This is a genomic window from Lujinxingia vulgaris, from assembly GCF_007997005.1.
Lineage (GTDB): Bacteria > Myxococcota_A > Bradymonadia > Bradymonadales > Bradymonadaceae > Lujinxingia.
Genome location: NZ_VOSL01000044.1, coordinates 153,975 through 179,810 on the forward strand (window position 1 = coordinate 153,975; position 25,836 = coordinate 179,810).

A 25,836-nucleotide genomic window follows, 5' to 3' on the forward strand; every position below is an offset into this window, starting at 1 on the left:
GCGCTCAGTCGGTGTCGGAGTTGCCCGGGGAGTCTGGCGTATCGGCCAGGTCTGCCGAGTCGGCAGTTTCGGCCAGGTCTGCCAGGTCTGCCGAGTCGGCAGTTTCGGCCGAGTCGGACGTATCGCCGTCGGCCTGCGCCTGATCCGCCCGGCCCGGCGCGTTGGCTCCGGGGGCCTCAGCTCCGGTCGCCTCAGGGGCGGCGACCCGCACGTCCTCGGCGGTCAGTGACTCCACAAAGGCGGTCGTCCCGGTGCCGATGACATCCTTAAACGAGAGCAGCGCCACGAGCATCAGCGTGAGCACGGCGATCTGAACCGCGGCGGCGCGCCAGTTGGGCGCACGCCTTCGAGGGCGTCGGTAACGAGGCATAGCGAGAACCGGGGTAGATCTTTCAGGGGGTGAGCACGCGGTCGGGGCAGCGCTCGTCGGCGCGCCGCAGGCCGCGGATATGCATCTCCAGGCGAGTGCGCCCGCGGAAGGTGGCAAAGCGGGGAACGAAGGCTACGGCGACCGGCACATTGAGCAGCGCGGCCTCCTCTGCCATAGAGAACCCGATGCCGTCGAGGGCATTTCCGCCGCCCCGAAACTTCGCCTTGAGGTGGTTGTTGCCCACCACCCGCACATGCGAGGCCTGACTCTGGCGGCAGAGCAACACAGGCTCCCGATTTCCCGTACCGAAGGGCCCCAGGCGCCTCAAATCTCGCCCGAAACGATCGTCGAGCTCACCCAGGCAGACCTCGCAGTCGATCGTGAGCTTGCGCTGCGGCAGCACGCGACCTTCCAGCCCCCGGCAGAGCCCTTCATCGAGGCGCTCGCGCAGCGCCTCAACGTTTTTCTCCAGCAGCGAGAGGCCCGCCGCGGCCGTATGCCCTCCGAAGGTCTCCAGCAGATCGGTGGAGAAGCGAAGCACCTCGATGACGTTGATGCCCTCGATGCTGCGCACGCTCCCTTTGCCCACACCCTCCTCATCGATACCCACCATGGCCACCGGGCGGTGAAAACGCTCCACGAGCCGGCTGGCGACGATGCCCAGTACGCCGCGATGCCAGCCGCGACCGGCCACCACCAGCATCTGGCGACCCAGGGCCACCTCCCGCTCGGCCTGGGGGATGGCCAGCTCCAGAAGCTCCCGCTCCAGCCCCTGGCGAGCCTTGTTCTGGGCTTCGAGCTCCCGGGCCAGAGCGATGGCGCGGGCGTAGCTCTCGGTGGTCAGAAGCTCCACACAGATCGAGGCATCGCCCATACGCCCGGCGGCGTTAAGCCGCGGTGCCAGCCGAAAGCTGATGGTCTGTGGTGAGATGGGCCCCTGGTCGACACGGGCCCGCTCCATCAAGGCGGAGATGCCCGCCCGGCGGCGCCCGGCCAGCACCTCAAGCCCGTGGCGCACAAAGATGCGGTTGAGATCGACCAGCGGCACCACGTCGGCCACCGTGCCCAGCGCCACCAGGTCCAGGTACTCGCGGATGTCCGGCTCCGGGATATGCTGAAAGACCCCGTGGTCGCGCAATGTGGCGCGCAGCGCCACCACAAGGCAGAAGGTCACGCCCACGGCGGCCAGCTGCTTAAACGCAAAGTCACAGCCGGGCTGCAGCGGGTTTAAGATCGCGTTGGCCGGAGGAAGCACCGGGGGCACGGTGTGGTGATCGACGACCACCACCTTGAGCCCGAGCTCCCGGGCCAGCCCGATCTCCTCGACGTTGGAGACCCCGCAGTCGGTCGTGATGACCAGCGAGACCCCTTGCTCCGCAAAGCGCCGCACGCTGCGCGCATTGAGGCCGTAGCCGTCCTGGTCGCGCTGGGGGATCGTGTACTCCACCTGAGCGCCCAGCTGGCGCAAGAACTGGTAGAGCAGGGCGACGCTGCAGACCCCGTCGACGTCGTAGTCGCCGTGGATCATGATGCGTTCGCCCCGATCGATGGCGGTGAGCACCTCGACGACGGCCTCTTCCATGCCCTTCATGCCAAAAGGGTCGGCCATCTGCTTGAGCGAGGGGTTCAAGAAGCGCGCGGCCTGGTCGACATCGCCAATGCCGCGCTGCAAGAGGATGCGTGCGGTCAGCGGGTGCACGCCGAGCTCCCCGGCCAGCGCCTCGGCGCTGACATCTTGAGCTCGGGTGACAACCCATTCGGGTGAGGTCTGTTCCATGGTCGTTGGGCCTGCGGCTTACGCGATAAAGAGGCGCGCGGGGTCACTCGTTAAAAAGGCGCGCCGGGCGACGCTGAGCCTAACAAAGTTTCCCCCCAACGTCATTCATCGCGCAGCGCTTGCGCTGCGGCTCAGCGCTCAAAAAAAGAGCCCCGCGGCAGCTGCCGTGGGGCTCTCGGACCTTCTCGATGTGCGCGTCAGGCCATGGCCTCAGACGATGGCACCTTCATCGGCGTCGGCCTTATCGAGCAGCGCCTGGGCCTTACGGCGCTCCTTGAGATAGCCGTCCATGCGCACCATCAGAGGCGCGGCGATGAAGATCGAGGAGTAGGTACCGATGACGATGCCGATAATCAGCGCGATGGCAAAGTCCTGAATCAGACCGGTGCCGATGACCGCGATCATCGTCACCGCCAGCAGGGTGGTCAGCGAGGTGATCAGGGTACGGCTGAGCGTCTCGTTCATCGCCTCGTTGACGACCTCGATCAGCGGCTTGGTGCCGGCGTTGTCGAGGTCTTCGCGGATACGGTCAAAGAGGACGATCGTATCGTTGAGTGAATACCCGATGATCGTGAGGACCGCGGCAATGATCGGCAGGCTGATCTCGATCTGCAGCACGACAAACATGCCCAGCGCGATGGTGACGTCGTGCGCCAGCGCGCCGACCGCACCGGGGGAGTAGCGGATGTCGAAGCGGAACCAGATGTAGACGAGGATCGCCAGCATGGCGACGATGATGGAGACCAGTCCGCTGTTACGCAGCTGTTCGCCGGCACGAGGGCCGACCGTCTCCAGGCGCTCCAGGCCGCCGGCTTCGGTGAATTTTTCGCCAAATGCTGCGGCGAAGCCCTCGCGGATGATGTTCTGCAGATCCTGGAAACGCACCGAGTAGAAGGCCTCTTCGGCCTGACCGGCCGTCTCCACGGTCACCCGCGAGAGGCCCGTGGCGAGGATGGCCTCTTCGATCTGCGCGACATCTTTCTGGGCGCTAAAGCGAAGGTCCATGCGGTCGGGCTGCTCGTCATTCCAGAGCGCCGCGTCCAGGTCACCGAGGGCTTCCAGCGCGCCCCGGATCTCTTCGACCTTGACCTCATCGACGACCGAGACCTCCTGGGTCTGGATCATGAAGCGGCCCTCACTCTCGGCGCCGTAACGCTGAACCGAGGCATCGGTCAGGCCGATGCCGGCAGCCGCCTCGCGCACCTCATCGTCGGTGACGCTGGGGTCGACTTTGATGATCAGCTCGGTGCCGCCGCGGAAGTCGATGCCCCATTTGGGGCCGATGGTCACCAGCAGAACCACGCTGGCGATCATCGCGATAATCGAGATGATCCCGGCGATCTTGCGCTTGCCGATGATGTCGTTCTGCGCATCGTATGGGTAAATTTGAAACATCTTCATGGGTGTCTCACTGCTATTCGAGGGCGCCGCCTCGGGGCCGACTCAAGTCGACAGGCGGCGCGTTCGCGTAAAAGGGGCCTCGCTCAGATGCTCAGCGTGTCGTTCTTGCTGCGCTGCATCCAGTCGTCGAAGAGGATGCGCGTGACGTAGACGGCGGTAAAGAGCGTCGAGACGATCCCGATGAGCAGGGTGATGGCAAAGCCTCGAATCGGGCCGGTGCCGTACTGCAACAAGACCAGCGCGGCGATACCGGTGGTGATGTTGGCATCGAGAACCGCCGAGAACGCCAGGTCGAAGCCCTCTTTGACCGCCACGCGGATGGGCTTCTTGCGCACCACCAGCTCCTCGCGGATGCGCTCGTAGATGATGACGTTGGCGTCCACGGCCATACCGACGGTGAGGATGATGCCGGCGATACCCGGAAGCGTCAGCGTGGCGCCGATGGCGGCCAGGCCGGCCATGATCAGCACCAGGTTGAGCGTCAGCGCGATCGTCGAGATGAAGCCGCTGCGACGGTAGTAGATGAGCATGAAGAGGATGACCAGGATGCTACCGACCATCAGCGCGCGCATCGAGGAGTCGATGGAGTCCTGACCGAGGGTGGGGCCGACGATCGTCTCGAACTGACGCTCGATCGGCGCGGGCAGCGCACCGTGGCGCAGCGCGATGACCAGGTCCTGCGCCTCTTTCTGAATCTCGGTGTAGGACTGCATCGAACCCAGCGTGATCTGGGCGCGACCGCCAAGGATCGGCTCGTTGATGACCGGCGCGCTGTTGACCTCGTCGTCCATCATGATGGCGAAACGCTGGCCGGTGTATTCGGTGGTGGTGTTGCCGAAGAGCTCGGCGCCCTTGGCGTCGAAGTTCAGCGAGACGTAGGGGCGGTTGAACTGCTGGTCGACCGCCACGCGGGCGTCCTGGATGTAATCGCCGGTCAGCTCCGCCTCGCGGTAGACCAGGTAGGTCTTCCAGTAGGACTGCTGCTCGTCGATGACGCCGTTTTCACGGTCGATATAGACCGGGTGGAACTGGTAGCCAATCGCACGGTCGTCCGGGGCGCGGCCGGCGAAGAACTCCTTGAGCGCGTCCTTGCTCTGGTGGGTCACCGAGAAGTAGCCGCCGTCGATGCTGCGCAGCGCAAATCCTGCCGGGAGCTGGCCACGGAACTGACCGAAGAACTGGTTGGTGCCGTCGTCGTCGACCATCTGGAAGCGCAGCTGCGCGGTCTGGCCGATGAGCTCCTTGGCGCGCTCGATGTTCTCTTCCTGAATACCCGGGAGCTGAATGACGATGTCGCTCATGCCCTGGCGGGTGATGGAAGGCTCGGCCACACCCAGCGCGTCAATACGCGAGCGGATGGTCTCAATGGCCTGGGTCACCGCGAAGTCTTTGGTCTCGTCGATGTAGTTCGGGTCCATCTCCAGGCGCATCGTGTTGCTGCCGGTGTCGGTGAGCAACATGCTGGGGAAGAAGGTCATGAACTCTTCGGTGAAGAGATCCTTATCCGCCGGGTCGGCCAGCGTGACGTCGATGTAGGTCTCACCCGGGGGGTGGACCGCTTCGACCTCGAGGCCTTCCTTCTCCTGGGCCAGGCGCTCCTCCAGGTCCGACGCCATCCGCGTGAGCCGGTCCTGAACGGCGCGGTCGACATAGACGTGGTACTGCAAGAGCAGCCCGCCCTGCAGATCCAGGCCCAGGGTCAGAGGCTGGATGCCCTCCCAGGTCACCTGACCGGTGGCCTCGTTGGTCTCCAGAAACAGCGAGGCGACGCCATCGGTCGAGCCAGGCGCGCCGTCGAGTTTGCCATCGGACCAGTCGATGATCGTGGGGGTCAGCAGGTAGAGCGCGACCAGAAAGGCCACGACAACAACTCCCCAGCGGTACAGTGAGCTCTTCATAAAACCGAAACTCCGTTCGAGCGCGCCGACTCCCGGGCCGTCCTGGTCCGGGGGTTCACGCGCGCTCTGTCGTCAATTCGCGAGCCGGGCCCCCCATCTTCGGGACCCGGACACATTCTTGGGGCCAGCGTCCGGAGACGCCGCCACTCAGTCGTCGTTCTTCTTCTTATCGGCCTCAGCGTCACCAGCGGTGATGGCGGCGCCGGGGATCGGGTGCAGCTTATTGCGGTCAAAACGGACCTTCGTCCCCCGGGTCAGCTCAACGTGGGCGATGGCTCCGTCGATGCTCACCACCTTGCCGTAGAGCCCGCCGGCGGAGACCACTTCATCGCCCGCTTTAAGCCCCGCGACAAAATCACGGTGCGCTTTAGCCTCTCTGGCCTGGGGGCGGAGCACAATGAACCAGAAGATCAGCACCATCAGGCCGATAAAGACCAGGTTCATCATCGGGTTCGGCGCGCCGGCAGCCTGCGCGAGTATCAAAAGTTCGGGGTTTTGCATGATTGGCGAGGTCTCCAGACCGCAGAGAGATGAATAGGGTTCGAGCCAGCGGCAATGGCGAGGCCATAGCCCGGCGCGGCGAGGGTTTTATTTCCCGGCAGCAGCAAAAGGGCAATTTCTCCGGCTCGCAAGGACGCTGTGAATTAGCAGCCTTCCGGGGGCGGGTCAAGCGCGCGCCGGTGCCGCCTTGCGCCCCCCGGGAGGACCTCCGTGCATCCTCCCCGGGCCGGGTTCAGCGCGAGCCCCCCTCGGCCTGCAGGGTGTGAAAGCGCTTGCGGAAGGCCTCAAAGCGCCCCTCGACGATCGCCTCCCGGGCCTGGCCGACCAGCGTCAGGAAGTAGCGCAGGTTATGCAGGGTGCAGAGCTGGGGGCCGAGCATCTCCCCGCTTTTAAGCAGATGGCGCAGGTAGGCCCGGGAGAAGTTCTGGCAGGTGTAGCAATCGCAGTCCGGGTCCAGCGGGCGAAGATCCTCTTTATGCACGGCGTTGCGCACCACGACGACCCCGCGGCTGGTGAAGCACTGGCCGTTGCGGGCGTTTCGGGTGGGGATCACGCAGTCAAACATATCGATGCCCCGGGCGATGCACTCCACCAGGTCTTCGGGCTTGCCCACGCCCATCAGGTATTTGGGCTTCTCGTCGGGCATCATCGGCGTGGTGAACTCGACGGTGTCGTACATCGCCTGCGTCTCCTCGCCCACGCTCAAGCCGCCGATGGCCATGCCTTCGAAGGGCAGGGGGCCGAGCTCTTCGAGATGCTCGCGGCGCAGCTGCTCGCTGGTGCCTCCCTGGCCGATGCCAAAGAGGGCGCAGTCCTGGCGGGTGCGCGCCTCCAGGCAGCGCTTCTCCCAGCGGGTGGTGCGCGCCATGCTCTCGCGCATGTAGCGCTCCTCAGCACCGGCCGGCGGGCATTCATCGAAGGCCATCATGATGTCGCTTCCCAGGGTCTCCTGGATCTCGATGACCTTCTCCGGCGTAAAGAGGTGGTAGGAGCCGGAGATATGGTCCTGAAACTCCACGCCTTCCTCGCGGATTTTGCGAAGATCTTTGAGGCTGAAGACCTGGTAGCCGCCGGAGTCGGTGAGGATCGGGCGGTCCCAGCCCATCATGCGGTGCAGCCCGCCGTGGGCGCGCACCACATCGAGCCCGGGGCGCAGGTAGAGGTGGTAGGTGTTGCCCAGAATGATCTGCGCCTCCACCTGGCTGGCGAGCTCGTCGGGGCGCATCGCTTTGACCGTGCCCACGGTGCCCACCGGCATAAAAATCGGCGTCTGCACCGTGCCGTGGGTCAACTTTAACTCGCCAGCGCGTGCCGCGCCGTCACGAGCAACCTCCCGAAACGAGAAGGTCTCGCAACGCACTGTGTTGGAGATCGACGTCATAAAAACAGGGTCCTTCGAGCCCGGTAGAGCAGGGGGCTCAGAGCAGCAATGAGCTGTCGCCGTAGCTGTAGAATCGGTAGCCGCCCGCGACCGCCTCGTTATAGATGCGGCGAACTGCCGGGTAGCCGACAAACGCGGTCACCAGCGCCAGCAGCGTGGAGCGGGGGAGGTGAAAGTTCGTGATCAGCCCGTCGCACATCTTCAACGGGTCGCCCGGACGCAGAAAGATGTCCGTCTGCCGCCAGCCGGGAACAAGCGGATCGGCGTGGCGGGCCTCCGCCTCCAGCGCTCGCGCCGAGGTCGTGCCGACTGCAATCACGCGACCTCCCCGGGCCTTGCACTCTTCAACCTTTGCTTTAAGTCCCTCGGGGATGCGGTAGGCCTCGGCGTGCATCGGGTGCGCGTCGAGCGTGTCGGTGGTCACCGGCTTAAAGGTCCCGGGCCCCACGGTCAGTGTGAGCGTGGCCCGCTGCACACCTTGCTTCTCGAGTTCTTGAAGTAATGCTTTAGAGAAATGAAGTCCCGCGGTGGGCGCGGCGACCGCGCCAGGCTCGCTGGCGAGCACCGTCTGGTAGCGCACGCGATCATCGACGGCGACATCCTCCTGCGACTCGCGACGACGCTGCTCAATATAAGGCGGGAGCGGGATACGCCCGAAGCGCTCCAGAAAGGCCAGCGCGCTGCCGGGCCACGCGATCGCCACCAGCGCACGGCCCGGTGAGACCTCCAAAAGCTTTACCGGGTGGGCGTCGTCGCCGGCTCTCACGGTCAGCGTCATCCCGGGGCGCAGCGGCTTGGAGCTGCGCGTCATGCAGCGCAGCCGCAGCTCGCCATCGGCCGGAGAGCTCCAGCGATGCTCACCGGCGGGCCGCTCCACCTCCAGAGCCAGGAGCTCCACGCGCCCCCCGGTCTCTTTAAACGCCTCCAGACGCGCGGGGACCACCTGTGTGTCATTGAAGATCAACAGGTCGCCCGGGCGAAGATGGTCGCCGATGCCGTCAAAACGCGTGTGGGTGAGGCTCTCTCCCGCGCGCTTGTAGACCAGCAGGCGCGAGTGCTCGCGCCGGGCGGCGGGTGTCTCGGCGATGAGTTCGGGGGGCAGGGCATAATCGTAGGCGTCCACGTCCCCCAGCGAGACCTCGCCAGCCGGACGCTCCCAGATGTCGGGGGTCTCACCCGATTTTTTTGTCTCGATGCTCATCCTTCTCCCTGCCACAACCTTTGTGCCGCGCGCTCTTCCTGATACACTCGCCAGCGACGACTTTTCCGGACTCAAAACACACTTCCGTCCAGATTAAAAGTGCATTTTCATGGGTAATCCCGACGAGAGCGACGACCGCGCCAGCCGCCTGGGCCGAATCCAGACGATTGTGCATGAGGACTACGAGCGCATTCAGAGCACCGCCGATCCTTACGTGGTGCTCAACCTGGCGCCGGGCTCCGACATCGACGAGGTGCGCAGCCGCTACGAGCGTTACGAACGCTTCTACCGCGCCGAGAACTTCCAGCGCCTGGGGGATATGGACCTGACGCGCAAAGCGCTCGACATACGCCGGGCGATCGGTCGCGCGGTCGTCGAGATCCAGTCGCGTCAGCAGCCCGCACCGCAGCAGCCCCAGCAGCAAGCGGCGGCCGCCGCTCCCCCGCGCGTCGAGGTCCCCGGCGTCGACCCGGACGCCGCGGCGATGGGGGACATCTATTTTCGCGACGGCCTGACCTACCTGCGCCTGGGTGATTTCAACGCCGCCAACGATGTGCTCACGCGCGCGGTGGCCTACGATCCCTCGCGGGGGATCATCCTGGCGAATCTGGCGTATACGCGTTTCAAGCTCGATCCGACCAGCCGGGAGGTGGTCGATGAGACCGGCAGGTTGCTCACGCAGTCGATGAGCATGGAGCCGGATAACCCGGAGGTCTTCGTGCTCTGCGCGCGCTTTGCGATCAACACGCAGAACAACGCCATGACCCGCCGCGCCATCGAACGCCTGGAGACGCTTAAGCCGGATCATCCGCGGCTGGAGCGCCTGCGCCGACGCGCGCGTCTCTGAGCATTAGAGCAGCGAGAACCCCACATACCCCGCCCAGCGACCGACCACCGGCCAGGCTGCGGCTTTGGCACTCAACGCCCAGCCCAGCTCCGGCCAGCCGTAGCGCAGGGTGAGCTCGCCGCCACGCTCGGTGGGCGTCTGCACGTCGCCGTGCAGACGCAGCTCGGCGCCCCAGCGCCGCCAGGTCGCGACGAAGGCTGAGGTGTGAAAGATCGACGAATCCTCCCGGGCGAGCTCCGGCTGCCAGCCCTGCACGTAGCCGGTGCGAAATCGCGAATCATAAAAGGGCGACGCCGGCTGATACCCGTGCCCTCGCCAGAGCACGTGGCGGGAGCGAATCGGGCCGAACCAGGCGATCTCCACCCGGGCGCCGAAGCTCAGCTGCTCGCAACGCCCGTGGCACATCGCGTCGGCCCGCACAATAAGACGGCGAAGCACCGGCGCCACAAGACGCAGCGACCCCTGGTAGGTCGTCTGCCAGTCCTGCCCTCGGCCATCGTCGGAGAGCATGACGCCGAGAGGCAGCGCCAGCGCCCAGCCTTTCCCAAAGAGCAACGCCTGGTCGACGACCGCGCCGGCCAGGTTGAAGTCATCATCGCGTTGGGTCAGCCGAAGCTCAGGGACCTCGGTGGTCGAAGCCACCCGGTCGAACTCAAGACGATCGCCGGCGCGGGAGCGTCGCCCCACCACCAGCCTTGGTGCCAGGGCGTGGGCGACCCGGCCATGCCGAGCGCGCAGGGAGATGCCGGCGTCCACGATGGCGTCGGCTGTGGCCCGGCTGATCGGACCGGTCGGCGAGTCGCTACCGGTGTGAAGCACGCCGTCGGCCCAGCCCAGATGCAGGTTCAGGCGCGGGCGAACCCACACCCGGCCGGCGTCGCCGAAGCTGCGGTGCACGCCTAAAAACGCCCCGCCGACGCGGCCGTCCATCAACGCGTCGCGCCGCTCACTGTGATGAAGGCGAAGATCGGCGCGCGCCGCTCCCAGATTCACCAGCCCCCCGTAGACGAGGTCGAGATTCGAGGCTGCGGGCATCTCCACACTGGCGTCTGCGCCGGCGTAGGGGAGGTCGGCGTGGGCTGCGCTGATCTGCAGGGTGGAGGCTTCACCGGCCCAGCTCACTCCGGCCCGCTGCAGGCGCCAGTCACGGAGCAGGGCGTTGCGCTCGAGTCGTCGCCGTCGCCAGGCCGCGGCCTCCGAATCGCCCCAGATGCGCCAGGTCTCCAGCGAGACGCCCAGGTGCCGGCGCGCATCCCCCACGCTGAGCTCACCGTCGAGCCCGACCGCCGTCTGCAACCCGCTGCCAAACGCCGCGTCGAGGTGAAGCGCCTGCAACCGGCAACGATCCGGCGCGCAGGTCACCGGTTGCGCCACCCGGCTCAGGCCTACCCCTGCGATACGAGCGCTGTCGATCGAGGCACGCATCAGAAGTGAAGGGAGGGCTAAGAAGTAGCCAAGCTCAAGCTGCGCGCCTCCCGGCGCCACCCGGAGCGCGGGGGGGACAAGCCCACCCACCCGCTCGCCAGGAGGCAGACGCCGGGCCACAGGAAGCCGTCCGGCTACATCGGCGCCGTTTAGCTCCCAGCCTTCATCGCGCGAAAAGCGAACCTCATCGAGGCGAACCCCCGAGCGATCCGGCCATCGCTCATCCAGCGCGCCGACACTCTGCGCATCACAGAGCGAAAGCTCATGCGGTGCGATGTCGCTGAGGCCCTGCCGCCAGCTCACCTTCTCGCTCACCAGGAGCGACTGCCCCCAGTCCGCCACTGTGCGCTCCGCGTGGAAGATCGAAGGGTCGCGCGTCCCCCGCCAGCGCAGCTCGCCCAGAAGTGCGCGCGTACCGCTCTCGGGCCCACGCTCCAAAACCACGTCGCGCGCCACCCACAGCGTGTCTGGGGAGCGCACCCGAAGCTCGGCGATGCGAACCTCATCATCACGCACGTCGACCCCCACCAGGCTCACATCTTCGCGCTCGTTGTCGAGGGCGACGCAGGGGCAGATCGCCTCAGACTCGCCAGCGCAGCGCCAGAGTGCCGAGCGCGTGCGGTTGTGCACGCGTTCCAGCGTCTCAAGAACTGCGAACGCCGGCGGGAGTTGAAGCCCGCCGGCGCCCTGATCGGATTCGGGCTGCTCAGCTGCCGCTGCAGATGCCAGGCTAAAACTCAGCGCCAGCGCTGCGGCTACGATCCCTGCCCGTCGTCGCGTCATCGTGTCGAACCCGGCCCTGAGACTATTCCGCGCTCGCCTGTTCGCTCTCGGAACCCTGGTAGGGGAAATCGACGTAGAGGTACTCCCCCTGGGTGTTGACCTGCGGCTCGACCTGCTCGCGCAGGGAAATGGTCACCTCGACATCGCCTCCCACTTCGCGCGCGTCAATGCGGGTCACCTCGCGACCGAAGTAGCTCGCGTCGATAAATCGGCTGAAGTTCCGCGCCGGAATCTCCGCGTTTTCAAACACCAGCACCACCGACGGGCCCTCGCCAGCACCGCGATTGACCCGGTAGCGCATCGGCCGCGGGCTCTGGAAAAACACGCGCGTGCGCGCCTCCTCCGGCTGAAATCCCACCCAGGTCAGCTGGTTGGGGCGATCCGAGCGGGCGCCTTCACGACGCGCATCCGAGAGGTGCGGAAGTTCATCACGCGTGCCGGGAATCACCCCGCGGTAGAGCTCACCAGCCGGACGGTTGGCCATCTGGGCGGCCTCGGCCCGGCGCATGTTCTCGCTACGCGTGCCGTAGAGCGAGATCTGGTACGAGCCCACATCTTCGCCTTCTTCTGCGGCCTCCTCCTGCGCCTCACCGCCACCTTCACCGCCGCTGGCAGGCTGGGCGGGCTGAGGTACCGGCATCCCCGGGATGTAAATCTGCGACTGACTGCCGTCACCGGCGTCATCGTAGCGCTTGATCGTCTGCGCCTGCGCGTCCACCGACGCGGCGGTCATAGCAAGCGTGGCGGCGATCATCAGCATCCTGGGCGTTTTCATCCTGACCTCGAAGAGCGGGGCACATCATTGAGCCGGTGGGTAAGACGTCGCGTCAAACTAACACCCTATCAAAAGGGGGAGCAAGTAATCCGCACATCGCGCCAACGCCGTGGCTTCAGCTCCGTCGCGTTTAAGCTGCTCCTGCAGCGCGCAGGGTCGAACGGCCCACTCCGACCGAGGGCCAGATTGACAAGCGAAAAGGCCGGTTGCTACCGTCTGCGCGCCTTACGTTTGAATTTCTGGCCACTTCGGCCATCCAACCCATGACGAGCGGGCCTTCACCCGACTCGCCAGTAAAGGAGCCAGACCTATGTCGGATATCTCCATCAAGCGCCCGCACGGTATGAACCCCGAAGAAGCCAAAGCCAAAGTCCACGGCATCGTCGCCGACATCGAGGGCGAGTTCCCCGCGCTGGTCAATAACATCAGCTGGAACGACGACAAGTCGCACGCCAAGATCAAAGGCAAAGGCTTCACCGGGCAGTTCCAGGTGACCGAGTCGGATGTGATGATCGACATCGACCTGAGCCTCATTACCCGCCCCTTCAAGGGCAAGGTGGAGGAGCGCATCCTCTCCCGTATGAACGAATACTTCGGCTAAGACACCCTGATGTGCCGGCCACTACGCCTTGAGCAGCAGTTGACGCCGCTGGATGCGAGATTGAGAGTGACGCGGGCAAGGCGCAAGACGCAGGCGATGCTTTAGCATCGTCGAGGCTTTGCAACGCAGCGCGCGGTGCTCTCGATGCAGCAGACGCGGCGTCAACAATAGCTCACGGCGTCATACACACGCCGACCTTTTTCGGGTCGGCGCTTTTGTCTGAGCACACGTTTTGGAAAGGACGCAGCGATGAAGTGGAAACACGCTCTGACCGCCATGACGGCGACCGCCATTGTAGCACCGGCCCCGGCGAGCTACGCCGCCGAGCTCGGGGATGAGGCCCGCGAGCTTGCGCAGCAGCTCGAGGAAGATGCCAACCCCCAGGTGCGCGTCGCCGCGCTGCTCACCCTCGGTGAGACCGCGGACCGTGCCGGCCGCCGCGATCTCGAGGCCAAAAAGGGCGCCGAGGCTGAGCGCGAGAAGTTGGCGGCGGGCCTGGCCCTGATGCTCGCCGGCGATCGCAGCGCGACCGCTTACAGCGCGTCCCTCCTCAAAGAGAGCGCCACGACCTATGCGCACCTGCGTGAGCTGGTCTTTGCGTTGCCCGCGTCGGTCCAGCAGACCCTGCTCGCCGCCACGCTGGACGACGCCGATCAGGCTACCCGCCGCGACGTCTTCCGCTATCTGGCGCAGCAGAGCGGAGACCTGTTCGGCCTGCTCGAAGACTCCCTGACGAGCACCAACGTTGAACTGCGCGAAGATGCGCGCGTGGCCACCGTGTATACGGCCCGCCCCGAAGCGCTGAAGTTTGCCGAGCAGATGCTGCGCAGCCGCGACGCCGGCGTTCGCAAAGACGCCACGGCCATCACCGCGGCGTTTCTCGACAAGCCCGACGCCCGTGTCGAGCTGATCGAGGTGTTGAACAACGCCCTTGAGAACCGCGATGAGGCGGTCAAACTCGAGGCCGCCCGCCAGCTTGTGCGTCTGGGCGAAGACCAGGGCGCAGCGCCGCTCTTTAAACACGCCTCGGCGCTTGAGCCCGCCGAGCGCGCCGAGATCCTCGGCTTCCTTGTGGAGCACCGCGCCCGCGTGCGCCTCGACGCGATTCGTCCGCTGATTGAGGCCACCGAAGATCAGCGCGACCGCGAGCTCCTTTACCAGCTCGCCGCCATCACCGGTGACGACGCGGTCTACCAGGAGCTCGTGGAGATGTTCCGCAGTGACCAGTTCGACCAACGTCTTGTCGGCGTCCAGGCCCTCGGGCTGACCCGCCGCGCCGAGGCGCTCGAGCACCTGGGACGCGGTCTCTTTGAAGGCCAGCGCGAGATTCGCCTTCACAGCGCACGTGGCCTCGGCCAGATCGCCAACCCCGAGGCGCTCACTGGCCTGCGCCGCGCCGTCACCAACGAACGGGACAAAGAGGTGCGCCTGGCCGCCGTTGAGGCGCTCGGGGAGATTAAAGATCGCGGCTCGGTCCAGGTGATGCGCTTTCTGACCACCGACCAGGATCCGGAGATCAAGCGCCAGCTTGTCGCCTCGTTGATCGACACGGGCGTTCCCGAGGCCTCCCAGGCGCTCGAGATGCTTCTTCGCGACCGCAACCTCGACGTGCAATGGGACGCCTTTGTGGGGCTGCTCAAGCTCGCGCCGGACTCGGCGCAACGCCACATCAGCACCGCGCTTCGTAACCCGCCGCAGCAGTTCACCGACGCGCTCAACCCGCAGCAGCTCAGCTCCCAGATGCGCGAGGTGCTCTACACCGCGATGTTCAACCACAGCTCGTCCCGCGTTCGCCAGGCGGCGATCGCGCAGCTGGAACGCTACCGGGAGACGCTGCTGCCCCTGGCCCAGACCCTGGCCACCTCGGCGGACATCATCAACCCGGAGGTGCGCGCCGAGCTCGTCTATCAGCTGGCCAGCGCCGGCGACGCGAAGAACATCGCGACCCTCGAGAGCGTCGTACGCCTCTTCGGTGAAGAGCCCGCAGCGATCGTGGCGGCATGGGCGCTGGCGCGAGAAGGGCAGGCCGACCTGGAGGCGTCCTTCCGGGGCTATCTCGGTCGCGACAACCCGCTGATGCGGGCCATCGCAGCCTACGGTCTGGCGCGCATCGACTGAGGCGATTCAAGCGACGGCTACCGCATCATCGAAACCAAAAGCGCCCGCCTCGCATTTTTGCGAGGCGGGCGCTTTTTCTGTACGTGGTGCGTGGTGATAAGGGGAGCGACATCCCCTAATTTATCTCGTTGACGGCGGCCTCAGAAGTCCAGACGGACGCTGGCACCCACGTGGTCGGCCCCCACGCCAACATCCCAGCTCAAAGCGTCACGCTCGCTCTCTTCGGCGCCCAGCGCGCGCACGATCAAGTACCCGCCGGCGGCCAGCGCCAGCCCACCGGCCGAAAAGCCAATCACGCGCATGGTGTGCGCCTGATCCATCTGCGACTGAAGCTCCTCCGCCCGCGAGACCTCGCCGGGTGCCAGGGCACGTCGACCGTTCACCAACGCCTCGGCGTCGGCCTCAAGGCCGCTCAGCTGCGACTGACCCACCACGCCCAACACCACCCCGGCCACGCCCAGCGCGGCCAGCCCCACACCCGGCAGCAGCGAGCCCCGCGAGGCGACCGCCGACGCCTCATCGATCGCGCTCTCAAACGTGAAGAACACCGCCGGGTTCTCGCCTCGGCGAAGGATCACCCGTTCGATGCGTTGCTCGCCATCCTGCGTCTTCGCGCTGATCACAGCCTCACCCGGTGCCACCGCATCGAGGGACTGTGAGCCCTGGCCGACGACCTCACCATCGAGACTGACATCCACCTCGGCGCCCCCGCTGACCCGTATCTCCACCTCGGCGCTCTCGCCCCAGACAAAATGCTCGACCACCGCCGGTATCCCGCGGGAGACCCAGGCGTCATCGCCCCGCAACGTCTTCTCTTCGATGCGCTGCAAAAACGCGCCCGTCTTAAAGTCAAAGAGGTACATCGAGAACATGTGCACATCGTCACTGCGCTGGATCGAGCCGTAGACGAGCCGATCTCCAGCCACGAAGTCCTGCAGCCCGGCCAGGCACGCTTCATCCGGCGTGCTGCAGCCGCCCATCATCACAAGGTCGTCGATGGTGACCTCGCCACCGGGCGCAAGCGTCATCGCCTCGGTCGCCTCCAGCGCGTCGTGAAGCTCGGTGTAAAAGCGGTCCATCACCGCTTGATCCACCTCGGAGTTGGCAAAGCGAAGCACCACAACCTCCGCAGGCTCAGCGGGCGCATCCTGCGCGTAAGCCGAGGGCAGGGCGGCGGTGCACATCACCATGGCGAAGATGCCAGAGAACCATCGTTTCATCGTCGTTCCTGGGCGCAAAGTATCCGATCGGAGCGCGTCTCTTGCCGCGCTCTGAACCCGGACGTGATCATCCTGAAGGTGCTCTGGACGATACCAGCGGCTTGAAAAGAGTGTCAATTTGCCGTCAGGCGTCCTCGCCGGCAACGTTGCCCGGAGCGCGCGTCATCGGTATACCTCGCGGGAACATCCTCGCGGAGATCCCCCCTATGATTCGTCTCGATACCATCAGCAAAGCCTACGGCCACGACGAGCTCTTCCGAAACCTCAGCTGGCAGCTCTCCCCCGGCCAGAAGATCGGCCTGGTCGGACCCAACGGCGCCGGCAAAACAACCCTCTTTCGGATCATCGTCGGACAGGAAGACGCCGACCGCGGCGAGGTGACTCAGCCGCGCGGCGTGCGCGTGGGCTACCTGCCCCAGGAACTCGCTGTCGAAGAGCAGGGCAGCGTCCTCGATCTTGTGCTGGGTGGCCGCCAGGATCTCCTCGACATGGAGCGGGACCTGCAACTCGCCGAGGAGGCGCTCGCCAGGGGGGAGAGCAGCGAGCAGGCCAACGCTACCTACGCCGACCTGCAGGAGCAGTTCCGGGTGCGCGGGGGTTACGAGTTTCGCAGCCGCGCTCGCGAGATTGCCGCCGGGATGGGCTTTAGCAACGACGAGATGGACGCCCCCATTCAGACCTTCTCCGGGGGGTGGCAGATGCGCGCGCTCCTCTCGCGCCTGCTGCTCTTCCGACCCGAGGTGCTCCTGCTCGATGAGCCCACCAACCACCTCGATCTGGAGAGCATCGAGTGGCTCGAGAAGTTCCTCAGCGGCTATGAGGGCACAATCATCGTCATCAGCCACGACCGCTACTTCTTGAACCGCCTCGTCGACACCATCGCCGAGCTCAGCGGTGGGCAGGTGCAGCTCTACAAGGGCAACTACGACACCTTCATCAAAGAGCGCCGCGAGCGACGCGAGCGGATCGTCGCCGCGGCCGCCGAGCAGGCCAGAGAGATCGCCCAGATCGAAGAGTTCATCGAACGCTTCCGCTACAAGGCCTCCAAAGCCCGCCAGGCGCAGAGCCGCATCAAACAGCTCGAGAAGATCGAACGCATCGTCGTGCCGCCCGACTACGAGGCGACCATCGGCTTTGAGTTTCCGGCTCCCCCGCGCATCGGCAAAGTTGCCCTGGAGGCTCGAAAGGTCTCCAAACGCTTCGACGACAACATCATCTATGAGGGCGTCGACTTTGTGCTCGAACGCGGCGACCACGTCGCGCTCGTTGGCCCCAACGGCGCCGGAAAAACCACCCTCCTCAAGATGCTCGCCGGTCGCCTTCAGCCCGATGATGGTGAGGTCGTTGAGGGGCATAATGTGCAGCTACGTTATTTCGCGCAACACTCCGTCGACCAGCTCGACCTGGGCCGCACTGTGCTGCAGGAGATGGAGGCCAGCGCCACGATGGAGTCGGCCAGCCGAGTGCGCTCCATTCTGGGCGCTTTCCTCTTCAGCGGCGACGACGTTTACAAACCCATCTCGGTGCTCTCCGGTGGCGAAAAAGGCCGGCTGGCGCTGGCCAAGATGCTGCTCGAGCCCGCCGGCGTGTTGCTCCTCGATGAGCCTACAAACCACCTCGACATCTCCTCGCGCCAGGTGCTGGAGCACGCTCTCAAGCACTTTGAGGGAGCCTTCTGTGTCATCAGCCACGACCGCTACTTCCTCAACGAAGTGGTGAACAAGGTCGTGCTCGTCGAAGACGGCCAGCTCAAGCTCTACCCGGGCACCTACGAGGAGTTTCGCTGGCGCCGCGAGCGCGAGCTGGAGACGGACGAAGAGGGGCAGGGGGCGACGAACATTGCGGGCGCTTCGGCACTGCTCGCCGATGGCCCCCTGGTCTCTCGCAAAGATCAACGCCGCGCGCTGGCGGAGATTCGCAAACGACGCGACGCCGAGACGCGCACGATGCGCGCACAGCTCAAGAAGCTCGAAGCAAAAATCGAGACGCTGGAGTCGGAACACGCCGAACTTCAAGCTCGGCTCGCCGATCCGGCGACCTATGAGGCCGGCGATGAGGTCGCCCGCATCAACCAGCGCTTCCACGCGGTGGAGGAAGAGCTCACCGAGGTGCTCATGGCCTGGGAGGAGCAGGGCGCGGCTGTCGAGGCCATCGAGCAACGTTACGCCGAGGAAGAAGCCGCGGTGCGAGAGACCTGAGCCACACCCGCTTTCCAGGCTTCGCGAAAGGCACAGCACATGAATCAAAAAGGCCGACTCCACCTGGGAGCCGGCCTTTTTGGATCGTTCGATAGGTTCTGCGTCGTTCAGCGCGAGGCGACGGCCTCATCGACATCCTGACGGCGCTCGCTGGCGAGCTGGTAGTAGCGACGCAGCCCCTCGCTGGCCCCCTGCGGGCCCACGAGGTGCCAGGCCGGGTCGTTGGCCATCAGGCCGGCCACAGCCACGCCACGGTCGTCATCCCACTCTTTATGGCGAGCAAAGCCCACGAACCAGGTAAAGCGCAGGAAGGGATCCTGGTTGGAGAGGGTGCCGGTCTTACCGCTGACTTCCACCGATCGCGGGAAGAGGCGGTTATGCCCGAAGTAACGACGCGCCGTGCCACGCTCGGCCGTGGTCACCATCATTTCACTGAGCTTACGCGCGGTCTCCGGTGCCATCACTTCGCGAAAGACCTTCGGCTCGAACTCATAGAGCGTCGTCCCGTCCGGCGCCTCATAGCGATCGATGAGGGTAGGGCGCATCATCACGCCTTCGTTGGCCATCGCCGCGCCGATCATCGCGCCGTGAATCGGGCTTAAGTGCGAGTGCCAGAAGCCCGCCGCAGCCCGCGCCCGCTCGTGCGGATCGTCGACCCGGTAGGCCTCACTGATCTGCACCGGCAGCTCAAAGGGGATCTCCTGGTTGTAGCCAAAACGCTCCGCCCAGCTCAGAAGCTCATCGGCCGAGAGGTTCTGGTAGGCCTGCTTCGCGATCAGCGAGTTGATCGACCAGGCCAGGGCGCCCTCGAGGTCGTTGCAGCGGTTGTCGAGCCGGGGGCTCCCCTCGATGTTGCGCACGGACAGCCCGCGCGTGCCGCCGTGGTAGCAGACCTCCTGATGCGGATCGACGCCTTCCCCTTCAAGCAGTGCCGCCGCCGTCACGATCTTAAAGACCGACGCCGAGGGCGCCTGCGCCTGACGGGTGAAGTGATCGTACTGCTCGCCACGCCTGGAGTTCTCGGCCATGGCGAGCACCCGGCCGGTGTGCGGCTCCATGAGCACCACGCCACCGTGAGGCACGAGGTTGGCCTGGAGCATCTGGTCCAGGTAGGACTGCAGCTCCGGATCCAGGGTCAGCACCACACGCGCGCCGCTGGGGAGCGTCTGCACGAGCTTATCGCCCACGACCTCCGCTTTGGAGATGTCGAGGCCGGCGGCCACCCAGTTGTCGGGAAGCGCCGGAAACTCCACCGGCTCAAAGGTGCTGGCCACACCCACCAGGCGCTCGGCGCGCTGGCGAGCCTGAGCCTGCGCCTCCTCGCGCGCCGCACTCAGGCGCAGCGTACGCACCGCGCTATCGGCGGCGGCAGCGCGCTCCGCGACCTGCTGGGCGCGCTCGACTTCCTGCACCGGGGGGCTTGCCCCGGCGGTCATGACGGTCGCTCCCACGACCCCAAAGGTTAGCGCGGCGGTGGTGACCATCGTGGTCCAGACGCGATCTCGTCCTGAGATTGGCTTTTTCATAAAGCGTCGCCGAAGTGGTGTGAATGAAGTGTACTTGTAATTTTCTGTGCCCAGACGGGGACTTCCGTTGTACCCGGGATGGACCGAGTGTCAATTTCCTCCCGCGATTTTCTGCTCGGTTGGCGAAAATTTGCACCGAGACTGCAAAACAGTCTTGACGTCCCCCCTCAAAGGCCCTATTTCTCTGCGCCACGTCGGCGGTGAAAACACCGCAGGCTCCCATAAGGCTACGTAGCTCAGCTGGTTAGAGCGAGCGGCTCATATCCGCTAGGTCCGGGGTTCAAGTCCCTGCGTAGCCACTCCAGAGAAGCCCCCGCAGCGTCCGCGCTGCGGGGGCTTTTCGTTGTGGCGCCGATGCCCCCCGGCTTGCGCGTTGTCAGTGCGCGCTGGATTCAGTAGACTTCGGGCGCTTGAATTCGCCGTCAGACCGCCAGTTTTGGCGGACTTTGCCCCCTCCAGGAGCCCCCAGCATGAGTCAAGATACCGAAGCCGTACGCCGCGAGATTCGGCAGATGCATCAGAGCCTCGCCGAGACCAGCTATTACGATCTTCTGGGACTCAAGAGTGGGCTCGATGACGCGATCATCAAGCAGCAGGCGACCAAAGAGTTTCGCCAGCTCGCCAAGAAGTGGCACGTCGACCGTTTTAGCGCCCATGAGCTGGGAGACGACAAAAAGCTCGTCCAGGAGATCTTCGCCACCATCAACACCGCGCACCAGGTGCTCACCGACCCGGATAAGCGCGCGGAGTACGATCTTCAGCTCTCCGGCGCCAACACCGACATCAGTTCGATCCTCACCGCCGAGAACGCCTTTCGCAAAGGCCAGAAGATGCTTGAGACGGGCGCTCACGCCGGTGCCCACGAGCAGTTCAAGATCGCCAGTGAGCACAACGAGGACGACCAGGAGTATCGGGCGCATTTTCTCTACACCGAGTACCTGCTCATTCCGAAGAACGCCGAGGGCACACCGCTCAAGCGCACCCGCGCTCAAGAGATCTTCAAAGAGCTCGACACCATCAGCATGGAGCTCACCGACCGTGACTGGTTGCTCACGTTTATGGGTGTGGTGGCCGAAGGGCTCGGCCGCACCCGCGAGGCCGAAGGACTCTTTCATCAGGCGATGCAGCACAACCCTCGCAACGTCGAGGCCAAGCGCCACCTGCGCTTGATGGACATGCGCAAGAACAAGAAGAAAGGCTTCTTCGCCCAGCTGATGGACAAGCTCAAGCCATCCTGATGACCGCGGGTGAGCCTCACGAAAGACCCCAACAAGCGGGGCGCATTCGGATCACCTCGTCACACCACCGAATGCGCCCCTCTCTTTTGTCAGACTATTAACGTCCGATAGTGTATATTATGTTAACTCATGGATATGGAGCGCCACGGTGAGGGTTGGCTGACCACTCTCGCCGAGATCATGATTCCGAGAGTTACGCTACGCGCCTCTTCGCCTGGCCGGATAGCGCCGCGAACACACACCAACTTCTCAGCCTCTCCCACCCATTCTCACAATGGATATTGAGTTGGTTGTATCCACCCCACACGACAAAACGCCCGCGGCCGCATCATCGGCCTCGGGCGTCTCGCCATGCGTTCGCTCCGGGAACGCTCTCGTATCGGGCGCCACATCGCGCCCGGATCTATGACGCGGGCTCAGTAGCCGGCGTACATCTCCAGCCGGTCACCGACCACGATCTCGCGGCTGGCTTTGGTGATGATGGCCGTCGAGTAGTTCTCGCGCACATCGACCACCAGCACCTGACCCACACGCTGCCAGGGAATCTCATCGTCGGGAGCCGTTCCCGGTCGACCCAGGCCCTCAAAACGCTGGTAGATGAAGAAGCGGTTGCCCACGCGCACGTTGTCCTCGGCGCCGCGGTCCACAAACACATACTGGTCGGTGCCAAAGGCAAAGCCCGGCTGCAGCGTGTCGACGATATGTGCGATGAGGTCATCTTCGGCCTGGCGCGGCTGCACCGCTTTGAGCTGACGCTCATAAGGCACGAGCACATCGCCGCGCTCCATCTCCCGCCAGGACTGGTCGATCATCGCCGTTTCAGCGTGATTCTCCGAGACTTCGGTGATCACGACACTGCCCAGCACAACATACTTCTGGCCCAGCGCGTTGCCCTCCTCATCGGTGATCTCATCCTGAAGGCGAACCACCGCGAAGCGGTCACCCACGGCAACCTCTTGCTCCTCCATCACCGTGCGATCTTCCTCTTTCATCTCTTCGCGTTCGCGCTCGGTGTAGGCGTCTTCGCCAAAGCCGACCCAGACCGCGTCGTGCTCGCCAAGCATTGCGGCTTCTTTGGGCGAGCCGATGATGCGGCCGGTGTAGGCCAGCTCTTCGGCGGTGATCATGCCGCCGGTCGGCAGGTACATCCCGCTCGGCGGCGGCTGGGAGCTGCTCTGGGCCGCCGCGGCGGGCGACGCCCCCTCGGTCGCGGCCTGCGGCTCGGGGGCCTCCTGCAGGTAGACGATATCACCCGGATAGACCCAGTGCGGGTTGGTGATGTGCGCGTTGTAGCTCCACATCCGCGGCCACTGGTAGGGGTCGCCGTAATAACTTCCGGAGAGGTCCCAGATCGTGTCGCCCTCACGAATCACGTGGTAGTCGGGCAGATCGCTGGCGTACACATTCGGCGACTGGGCCTGCGCCTGAGGCAGAGGCGGCACCCCGAAAATCGCCACGCTCACCGCGGCCATAATCCCGCCACTGATCACCCGGGAGGCGCCGCGGCGCAGGCTGGGTCCGACCTTCTTCTTCGACATATCTGCTCCAGATGTGTGTCCTGCCCTCAGGTGGGGCATTCATTCATCGTGTCTTTGATGATGGTGCCACGTTGCGTCTCAGGTTGCATCCCGCTGCGGGTGCTCCTCAAGACGCTTGATGCCGAGCTTACCAGCATTGGTCGTGGGGTACTCTTCGCTGAGCCTGCGCAACAGCTCCACCGCCCTGCCCGGCTGCCCGAGCCGATCGTAGGCCAGCGACATCTTCAGCATCGCGTCGGGAACCTTCGCCGCGCCGGGAAGTTCGGTGAGGATGCGCTCAAACTGGGTGACGGCCTGGCTGAAGTTGCCCAGCCCGTAGTGGCATTCACCGATCCAGTAGAGCGCGTTATCGATATAGTCTTCGCGAGGTTCGCCGCGCAGAAAGGTCTCAAAACCTTCGAGCGCCTCGCCATAGGAGCCGGCCCGGTAGCTGGTCAGCGCCTCCTGGTAGAGCTCCAGAAGCTCCCGCTGAGACTGGGGCGCTGCTGCCGACGAGGGTGCCGGCGCCGCCTGCGCGGCCTCGTCCCGGGTCGCCAGCCGTTCATCGGTGACCGGCGCCTGGGCACGACGTGCGCCGCCGCTGCTGGCGTTGGCTTTTGGCGCGGGCGCCTCGGTCTGCTCCTGCCCGAAATACGCCGCGAGATCTTCGTTGGTGAAGACCACCGTCTCTTCATCGGCGGCGGCAGGCTCCTCGACCACGATCTCGATATGCTCCTGCACCGGCGCCTGCTGGCGGCCGGACTGCTGGTCGGAGAGCGGGATATGCGTCACCGGACGACGCTCCACCGGCGGCTGCGGCCGAGCGCTGTAGCCGTCGTAATAGCTGTCGTTCTGCGGGGCGCGCTGCGAATAATGGGACTCCGGCGCCGGCGCCGGTCGTGAGGGCTCGGCACGCGCGAAGGCCTCATGGCTGTTGCGCAGATATCCCCGGCGTTGCAAGACGATGCGGTTCGCCTCCACCCGGTCCTGCATCAGCACCAGCTGACGCTCCATCTCTTCGATGCGTACGGTGAGCCGGCCGTTGGTGCGCTCGACATCCTCGACGCGCTCCTGAACCTCGACGAGCTCCGCCCGGGTGAGCACATCTTCCACGGGTTGCTGCTGCGCGCAGGCCCCCAGAAAGAGGGTCGGACCAAAGAGGTAGGCCGCCACCGCGCGGGCACGAAGCCGCGTAGGACGCGCTCGATGTTGGGGAGTGTGCTTCGACAAAAAAGCCTCCTGACGCCCCTTCTCCCGGGGACTTCGTCGCAAGAATTCGGCGTCTGATAGGTGCTGTGCTGACATGCAGACGGGAGCGATGCTAACATGGGCCGGGATCGTGTCAAGAAAGTTGAAAGACCGCTTTGACCGCATAAATACTGGAGTTTTCCAACTTCGCATCAGCTTTTTTTGTCCTCACCGGAGCCCTCCTCATGCCCGATTCTCGCGGCGACATCGCCCGTACGATCGCTCGTCTCGATCACCCCGATGCCATCCACCAGGATGAGCTCCTGGCCACGCTCACCGCCCGGGGCGAAGAAGCCCGGGAGGTCGCTCTGGCCAGCCTGGGACTGATCAGCCCCCGGGTGCATCGCGCCCTGCTGCGCTGGCTGGGCTCCCGCGTCGATAGCGAGGCTGCCCTGGCGTTGATGCGCTACATCTTTGATACGTCCGAGGTGATCGAGGAACAAAGCGGACGCACCCTGGCGATGGCCCTGCTCCAGCGGCTGGTGGAGGAGCATGCCGAGAGCGACAGCGCCCTGCGCGGACGCACCCGAGCCTTCTCCGAAGATCTGCTGGAGGACCGTGATCCGGAGGTTGTTGGCGGCGCCCTGCGTATGCTTCAGCGCGTCGGCGACGCCCGCTCCGCGATGCGCGTGGAGAGCCTGCGCGAGCCTCTGTCGGAGTCGAACCCGGCCGAGCTTCGCGCCACACTGGGAACTCTGAGCAACCTGACACTTGATGGCGGGCAGACGCGGTCGCGTCAGGAGGTTAGCGAGGACCTCATCGCCTCCGCCGGCCCCCGGCGGCGAGTGCTGGTACGCGAGTGGCGCCGGCGCCCGGACCGCACTGCGATAGCCTGCACTATCCTCAAGCGGCATCAAGGGCCGATCGATCAGGCGCTGCAGATCCTCATCGCTTCACCGGAGCCCGACGCGCGCGAGCTCCTTCAGCCCTACCTTGCGTCCCGCGACAGCGACCGCTTCACGCTCGCGTTGCAGGCTCTCGCTGCCTTCGCCTCCTCACCGGCGAGCACAGCGGAGCTGGAGGCGACTCGCCGCGCCCTGGCCCATCCGGACGTCCTGACCCGCCAGGCGGGCGCGGCCCTGTGTGCTGCCCTCTCCCCCGAAGATCCTCAGGTCGAACGCGCGCTCGTCAGCATGCTGCTGGAGTCGGACCCGGCAACCAACGAAGCCGCCGCGCGCGCCCTGGCGCATCTTCCCGGAGCGTTTGAAGAGGCTACCCTGGCGCGGGTAATCCGCGCCGCCGACATCAGCGTGCAACGGCTGCAGCACGCCGGCGCCGAGTCGGCCGCCATGGCGCTGGCCTGGACCCTTCGGGCCGCGGCGCGACGCCTCCCGAGCGATGCCAGCCCTCTGCCCGAGCTCCGAGCGCTCGCCATCGTCACCCTCAACCTCCCCGGCCAGCACAGACCGCTTCAGGTCGCCTCCCTGGAACTTCTCGACGCCCTCAGCCTGCGCGCCACCGAGGCCTGGCCCGACGATCAGCTCGGCCGGCTCATCGCCATCGCCTCGGGCGCCGACAACAAGCCCGCCTCGCGCGCCGCCGACATCCTCATTCGCGTCGCCCCGCAGGGTCTGCATGCGCTGGATGAGGCTGGCCAAAACCCCGCCCTCGATCCCGAACGCCACCGCATCCCCCTGCTCTGCCGAAGCGCCAGCGACACCGCCTACCAGCGCTTAATCGAGCTCTGCGAGCACGACGACACGCAGGTCCGTCAGGACGCGCACGACGCGCTGGCCACCCTTCGGCGACGCCGAAACGACGCCGACTTCATCGAAGCCCACTTCATCCCGGGGCCCCCCAGAGATTGAGAT

General features: G+C 65.3%; 19 protein-coding genes and 1 tRNA gene. 7 read left to right on the forward strand and 13 right to left on the reverse strand.

Translation table 11 applies throughout. The features are described 5' to 3' along the window. Positions 1-4 precede the first annotated feature (4 nt). The 7 genes from FRC96_RS09860 to queA form a co-directional block, all read right to left on the reverse strand. A complete protein-coding gene (locus tag FRC96_RS09860) occupies positions 5-370 on the reverse strand; it encodes a hypothetical protein (protein WP_146974325.1) in 366 nt (121 codons plus the stop codon). Positions 371-392: 22 nt separating this feature from the next. Continuing rightward, a complete protein-coding gene (recJ, locus tag FRC96_RS09865; RefSeq protein WP_146974326.1) occupies positions 393-2,147 on the reverse strand; it encodes a single-stranded-DNA-specific exonuclease RecJ in 1,755 nt (584 codons plus the stop codon). 210 nt (positions 2,148-2,357) lie between these two features. Continuing rightward, on the reverse strand, positions 2,358-3,548 hold the full coding sequence (secF, locus tag FRC96_RS09870) for a protein translocase subunit SecF (RefSeq protein WP_146974327.1): 1,191 nt from the start codon (positions 3,546-3,548) through the stop codon (positions 2,358-2,360). 83 nt (positions 3,549-3,631) lie between these two features. Then, the gene (secD, locus tag FRC96_RS09875; RefSeq protein WP_146974328.1) at positions 3,632-5,446 is read right to left on the reverse strand and encodes a protein translocase subunit SecD; all 1,815 of its coding nucleotides are present in this window, start codon (positions 5,444-5,446) and stop codon (positions 3,632-3,634) included. A 147-nt stretch (positions 5,447-5,593) separates the two neighbouring features. Then, the gene (yajC, locus tag FRC96_RS09880) at positions 5,594-5,947 is read right to left on the reverse strand and encodes a preprotein translocase subunit YajC (protein WP_146974329.1); all 354 of its coding nucleotides are present in this window, start codon (positions 5,945-5,947) and stop codon (positions 5,594-5,596) included. A gap of 232 nt (positions 5,948-6,179) precedes the next feature. Then, on the reverse strand, positions 6,180-7,328 hold the full coding sequence (tgt, locus tag FRC96_RS09885; protein ID WP_146974330.1) for a tRNA guanosine(34) transglycosylase Tgt: 1,149 nt from the start codon (positions 7,326-7,328) through the stop codon (positions 6,180-6,182). A gap of 37 nt (positions 7,329-7,365) precedes the next feature. Further along, positions 7,366-8,529 (reverse strand): tRNA preQ1(34) S-adenosylmethionine ribosyltransferase-isomerase QueA, encoded by a 1,164-nt coding sequence (gene queA / locus FRC96_RS09890; RefSeq protein WP_146974331.1) that lies wholly within the window; start codon positions 8,527-8,529, stop codon positions 7,366-7,368. Between the two features lie 109 nt (positions 8,530-8,638). On the opposite strand from queA, the gene FRC96_RS09895 reads away from it, so the two are divergent. After that, entirely contained in the window at positions 8,639-9,376 is a 738-nt protein-coding gene (locus FRC96_RS09895; protein WP_146974332.1) for a tetratricopeptide repeat protein, read from the forward strand. Between the two features lie 3 nt (positions 9,377-9,379). On the opposite strand, the gene FRC96_RS09900 is transcribed toward FRC96_RS09895, so the two are convergent. Both FRC96_RS09900 and FRC96_RS09905 read right to left on the reverse strand, forming a co-directional pair. Then, positions 9,380-11,584 carry a hypothetical protein gene (locus FRC96_RS09900; RefSeq protein ID WP_146974333.1) on the reverse strand — a complete coding sequence of 735 codons (2,205 nt, stop codon included), beginning with the start codon at positions 11,582-11,584 and terminating at the stop codon, positions 9,380-9,382. A 22-nt stretch (positions 11,585-11,606) separates the two neighbouring features. Continuing rightward, positions 11,607-12,359, reverse strand: a complete 753-nt coding sequence (locus FRC96_RS09905) for an AMIN domain-containing protein (protein WP_146974334.1) — start codon at positions 12,357-12,359, stop codon at positions 11,607-11,609. A gap of 310 nt (positions 12,360-12,669) precedes the next feature. Here FRC96_RS09905 and FRC96_RS09910 point away from each other — a divergent pair, with 310 nt between their 5' ends. Together FRC96_RS09910 and FRC96_RS09915 are read left to right on the forward strand one after the other, a co-directional pair. Further along, positions 12,670-12,960: a polyhydroxyalkanoic acid system family protein gene (locus FRC96_RS09910; protein WP_146974335.1), complete on the forward strand. Its 291-nt coding sequence runs from the start codon at positions 12,670-12,672 to the stop codon at positions 12,958-12,960. A 249-nt stretch (positions 12,961-13,209) separates the two neighbouring features. Next, positions 13,210-15,078 carry a HEAT repeat domain-containing protein gene (locus tag FRC96_RS09915; RefSeq protein ID WP_146974336.1) on the forward strand — a complete coding sequence of 623 codons (1,869 nt, stop codon included), beginning with the start codon at positions 13,210-13,212 and terminating at the stop codon, positions 15,076-15,078. Positions 15,079-15,218: 140 nt separating this feature from the next. On the opposite strand, the gene FRC96_RS09920 is transcribed toward FRC96_RS09915, so the two are convergent. Next, complete coding sequence (locus tag FRC96_RS09920) at positions 15,219-16,298, reverse strand: hypothetical protein (RefSeq protein WP_146974337.1); 1,080 nt, start codon at positions 16,296-16,298, stop codon at positions 15,219-15,221. A 206-nt stretch (positions 16,299-16,504) separates the two neighbouring features. Here FRC96_RS09920 and FRC96_RS09925 point away from each other — a divergent pair, with 206 nt between their 5' ends. Continuing rightward, on the forward strand, positions 16,505-18,496 hold the full coding sequence (locus tag FRC96_RS09925; protein WP_146974338.1) for an ABC-F family ATP-binding cassette domain-containing protein: 1,992 nt from the start codon (positions 16,505-16,507) through the stop codon (positions 18,494-18,496). A gap of 107 nt (positions 18,497-18,603) precedes the next feature. Here FRC96_RS09925 and FRC96_RS09930 read toward each other — a convergent pair whose 3' ends face one another. Next, positions 18,604-20,022 carry a penicillin-binding transpeptidase domain-containing protein gene (locus FRC96_RS09930; protein ID WP_146974339.1) on the reverse strand — a complete coding sequence of 473 codons (1,419 nt, stop codon included), beginning with the start codon at positions 20,020-20,022 and terminating at the stop codon, positions 18,604-18,606. A 225-nt stretch (positions 20,023-20,247) separates the two neighbouring features. Between FRC96_RS09930 and FRC96_RS09935 the strand changes: the two genes are divergently transcribed. Continuing rightward, positions 20,248-20,321: transfer RNA gene (locus tag FRC96_RS09935), tRNA-Met, on the forward strand. Positions 20,322-20,492: 171 nt separating this feature from the next. Continuing rightward, positions 20,493-21,260: a J domain-containing protein gene (locus FRC96_RS09940; RefSeq protein WP_146974340.1), complete on the forward strand. Its 768-nt coding sequence runs from the start codon at positions 20,493-20,495 to the stop codon at positions 21,258-21,260. 416 nt (positions 21,261-21,676) lie between these two features. Here the strand turns inward: FRC96_RS09940 and FRC96_RS09945 are convergent, their stop codons facing one another. Next, positions 21,677-22,798 carry a LysM peptidoglycan-binding domain-containing protein gene (locus tag FRC96_RS09945; RefSeq protein WP_230470089.1) on the reverse strand — a complete coding sequence of 374 codons (1,122 nt, stop codon included), beginning with the start codon at positions 22,796-22,798 and terminating at the stop codon, positions 21,677-21,679. Positions 22,799-22,876: 78 nt separating this feature from the next. Beyond that, on the reverse strand, positions 22,877-24,007 hold the full coding sequence (locus FRC96_RS09950; protein WP_146974342.1) for a tetratricopeptide repeat protein: 1,131 nt from the start codon (positions 24,005-24,007) through the stop codon (positions 22,877-22,879). A 203-nt stretch (positions 24,008-24,210) separates the two neighbouring features. On the opposite strand from FRC96_RS09950, the gene FRC96_RS09955 reads away from it, so the two are divergent. Next, positions 24,211-25,833: a hypothetical protein gene (locus FRC96_RS09955; protein WP_146974343.1), complete on the forward strand. Its 1,623-nt coding sequence runs from the start codon at positions 24,211-24,213 to the stop codon at positions 25,831-25,833. Positions 25,834-25,836: the final 3 nt, after the last annotated feature.